This window comes from Dokdonella sp. (assembly GCF_039926425.1).
In the GTDB taxonomy this organism is placed as follows: Bacteria; Pseudomonadota; Gammaproteobacteria; order Xanthomonadales; family Rhodanobacteraceae; genus Dokdonella_A.
Genome location: NZ_JBDSWZ010000064.1, coordinates 1 through 4,464 on the forward strand (window position 1 = coordinate 1; position 4,464 = coordinate 4,464).

Consider the following 4,464-nt stretch of genomic DNA (forward strand, 5'->3'; position numbering starts at 1 on the left):
GCCGGCGTTGCGCACGAACCGCCGCGCAGGATCCACTGACCGGACATGAACTTGCCGTTGTACTCGCCGAGTGATCCGCCAAGCGGCTTGAACCCCGGGTAGGCGACGTACGGGCTCGACGTCCACTCCCACACGTCGCCGAACAGTTGCCGCGGGTTGCTGCCAGCACTGTTCGGCGGCAGCGGAACGAACGCGCCGCTTTCGACAAAGTTGCCGTCGCGCGCCGGTTGAGCGGCAGCAAGTGTTTCCCATTCCGCTTCGGTCGGCAGGCGTTTGCCGGCCCAGCGCGCGAACGCGTCGGCTTCGAAGAAACTCACGTGACACACCGGTGCGAGCGGATCGATGCGCACGCGACCGCCGAGCGTGAAGCGCTTGTCGAGATCCTCGCTCCAGTAAAATGGCCGCTGCCAGCCATTCCGCTGCACGGTGTTCCAGCCCTCCGACAACCACAGCGACGCATTGCGGTAACCACCCGCTTCGACGAACGCACGAAACTCGCCATTGTTCACGGGGCGGTTCGCGATCGCATGCGGTTGCAGCAAGGTCCGATGGCGTGGCCGTTCGTTGTCGAAGGCAAAACCGTTGTCGCGGGCACCCATCTCGACGATGCCTTCAGGGCCGTCGATGTACACCATCGGCACTTCGTCAACGTGCGCGACGGGGGCCACGCGTGCCCGGAACACCGGCTCCAGCGGATTGATCGAGAAGGTGTGGAGGATGTCGGTGAGGATCAATTCCTGATGCTGCTGCTCGTGCTGAAGGCCGATCGCGAGCACGGCTGCGCGTTCGTCATCGATGCCGCGCTCGATTTCGCGCACGACACATTCGTCCACGGCCGCACGGTAGGCGAACACCTGCGCGAGCGTCGGACGCGTCAGCAAGCCCCGGGCACCGCGCGCGTGCATCGGTCCGACCGACTGGTAATACGAATTGAAGAGGTAAGACCACCCGGGCTGCAACGGCTGGTGGCCGGCGCGGGCACCCAGCACGAATTCCTCGAAGAACCAGCTGGTGTGCGCGAGATGCCACTTGGTGGGGCTGGTGTCCGGCATCGACTGCACAACGCAGTCTTCGGGCTGGAGGCCTTCGACGAGACTCATCGACTGTGCGCGAACGCGCTCATACCGTGCCGCGAGATCCGTGAAGGATTGATCACAGGGTTTGCATGCGTCGGCCGGTCGATTGGTGGGCATCGTCAGGGTACCTCCCACACGTCGCGAATCGAGCGCCTGAATTGCTCCGAACGAAACGACGTCGGGGCGAATCGAACCGACTTCAACCGAAGGCACCACAGGCAAGGCATGTACCTTGAGCCTCGGAGCAAAAACTTCCGCTGAACGGTCGCCGATCTGTACCGGCGTCGTTGAGGATGACTACGTCCCGGCCGCAGGCAGCAACGGCGCGCGCTTTGCGGCGCGGCGCAGGCGACGGCGTTCGCTGCCACGCGCAAACAACAGGTAAATGGCCGGCGTGGAGATCAGCGTGAGACTTTGAGAGACGATCAGGCCACCGATCATTGCGATGCCGAGCGGTTGGCGCAGTTCCGCGCCGGTGCCGAAGCCGATCGCCAGCGGCAGCGCGGCGCAGATCGCCACCATCGACGTCATCATGATCGGCCGGAAGCGTACCAGCGACGCCTCACGGATCGCCTCGAGCGGACGCAATCCATGCTCGCGCTCGGCGACCAGCGCAAAGTCCACCATCATGATCGCGTTTTTCTTGACGATGCCGATCAGCAGCACGATCGCGATCATCGACACCACCGAGAGCTCGGTTCCGGTCACGACCATCGCGAGCAGAGCGCCGACGCCGGCCGAGGGCAGCGTCGAGAGGATCGTGATCGGATGGATGAGGCTCTCGTAGAGCATTCCCAACACGATGTAGACGACGATGATCGCGCCGAAGATCAGCAGCGACGTGTCGCCTTGCTGCTTCTGGAAGTTGCGGAAATCGCCGGCGAAATCCATGTGCATGTCTCCCGGCAGACGCAGGCCGGCGATCGTCGATTCGATGATCGACTGCGCCTGGCTCATCGTTGCGTCGGGTGCGAGATTGAAGCTGAGGCTGATGGTCGAATACTGGCTCTCGTGCGACACCTCGGTGGGCGCCACGCCGCTCTTCATCGTCGTCAATGCGGTGATGGGAACCATGGCGCCCGAGGTCGACCGGACGTACAGCCGTTCGAGCGAGCCCGGATCGGTCGCCTGGTTCGGAAGCGCGCTCACCACCACCTTGAACTGGTTGATGTCCGAGTAGATCGTCGATACCTGGCGCTGGCCGAATGCATCGTTCAGTGCGCTGTCGATCGACGCCACGCTCACGCCCAATCGCGCCGCCGAGTCCCGGTTGATCTGCAGGGTTTCACGCGGGCCGGCTTCATCGATGTCGCTGCCGACGTCGCGCAACTGCGGGATCTTTTTCAGCGCATCGACGAGCTTGGGCGCCCAGTCCTGCAAGGTGGCGATGTCGTTGCCTTTCAGCGACACCTGGTACTGACCGCCGCTGCCGGACCCGCCACCACCACCTCCACTGGGCAGGTCCTGCACCGGTCGCAATCGCAACTGCACGCCGGCGAGATCCTGCGCGGTGCGATTGAGGCGGGTCATCACGTCGAACGTCGACGCGCCATCGCGCTCGGCCAAGGGCTTGAGGCTGATATAAAGCTGGCCGCTGCCACCGCCGCCGCCGCCGAAGCCGCCACCGAGGCGCGAGCCGACGGTGTCGACCGCTGGATCCTTCATCACCAGCGCTGCGATCTTCCGTTGCTGTTCCATCATCCGCGGCGGCGACACATCCGAACCGGCGCTGACGCGACCCTGCAGCATGCCGGTGTCCTGCTGCGGAAACAGGCCGCCTTGCACGAAGCGCATCAAAAACACGGTGAGGAGGATCAGCAGCACCGGCTGCAGCGCGGTCAGGCGCGGCCAGCGCAGCGCCAGGTCGAGGGCGCGCCGATAGCCATCGAGCATGCCGGCATGGAAGCGGTCGAGCGCTGCCGCAAAACGCGTCGGTTTCGATTCCGCATGCGGCTTCAGGAAACGGCCGCACAGCGCCGGCGTCAGCGTCAGAGAAACGATCGCAGAGAACACGATCGCGGCGATCAGCGTGACGGTGAATTCCTTGAAGAACTTGCCGGTGATGCCGCTCGCGAACACCACCGGCACGAACACCGCGACCAGCGAGGCGGTGATCGACACGATGGTGAAGCCGATCTCCTTCGCACCCAGCAGTGTCGCCTCCATCCGCGACATGCCCGCATCGATATGGCGGATCACGTTCTCGATGACGACGATCGCATCGTCGACGACGAAACCGATCGCGACCACCAGCGCCATCAGCGACATGTTGTCGAGCGTGTAGCCGAGGATGTACATCACCACGAATGCGCCGGCGACGGACAGCGGCACCGCCGTTGCGGCGATGAGTGTTGGTGCAAGCCGGCGCAGGAACAGCGCCATCGTCGCCACCACCATCGCGAGGCTGAGGAGCAAGCTGATCTGCACCTCGTCGATCGACGCACGGATGATCGGCGTGCGATCGAAGAACGGCGTCAGCGTGACGCCCGCCGGCAGCCAGGTCTGCATCAGTGGAATGTCGGCCTTGACGCTGTCGACCGTCGCGATCACGTTGGAATCGGCCTGCTTGCGCACGAACAACAGGATCGCGCGACGCGTGCCGAACCATGCGGCCTGGTACTGGTCCTGCTGGCCGTCGCGCACTGTGGCGACATCGCTCAATCGCACGGGTACGCCGTTCTTGACCGAGATCACCAGATCGGCGAACTCCGCGGCGGTGTGCAGCGCGTCGTTTGCCGACACCGCCATCGTGGTCTTGCCGTCCGAGAGGAATCCTTGCGGCGAGGTGACGTTCGCGGCAACGAGCGCGTTGCGCAGCTGATCGGGCGACAGACCCATGGCATTGAGCGCGCGCAGGTTCAGATCGACCCGGACCGCCGGCGTTGCGCCGCCCGCGACTTCCACGTCGCTGATTCCGGGCAGCTGGCGGATTCGTTGCGCCAGCAGCGAATCGGCGTAATCGTAGAGTTTGGACAACGGCTCCGTATCGGAGGTCAGCGCGAGGATCAGCACCGGCTGGTTGTTCGGATTCAACTTGCGATACGTCGGGGCGTTGGTCAGCCCCGATGGCAGGTCGGGCGCCGCCGCGTTGATCGCTGCCTGCACGTCGCGCGCCGCGTCATCGACCTTGCGGCTGCCATCGAAGATCAGGATCACCGACGTGCTGTTCTCGCTGCTCGTCGAGTTCATCGTGTCGATCCCGGGAATCTGGCCGAGATGACGCTCGAGCGGTGCAGCAACCGTCGATGCCATCACGTCGGCACTTCCGCCTGGCTGGCTCGCGCTCACGAAAATCGCCGGAAACTCGAGGTTCGGCAACGCCGCGACGCCGAGCAGGAAATAACAGATCGCGCCGCCGACGAGAATGCCGACCGCCAGCAGTGACGTC

At 64.4% G+C, this 4,464-nt stretch carries 2 protein-coding genes; both read right to left on the minus strand.

The annotated features are described in order from the left end of the window. Window positions 1–1,193 (minus strand): ergothioneine biosynthesis protein EgtB (gene egtB / locus ABIV12_RS03750; RefSeq protein ID WP_348056375.1); only part of this gene is annotated, 1,193 nt, incomplete at its 3' end. A gap of 180 nt (window positions 1,194–1,373) precedes the next feature. Beyond that, on the minus strand, window positions 1,374–4,464 hold a 3,091-nt coding region (locus tag ABIV12_RS03755; protein ID WP_348056377.1), incomplete at its 5' end, for an efflux RND transporter permease subunit.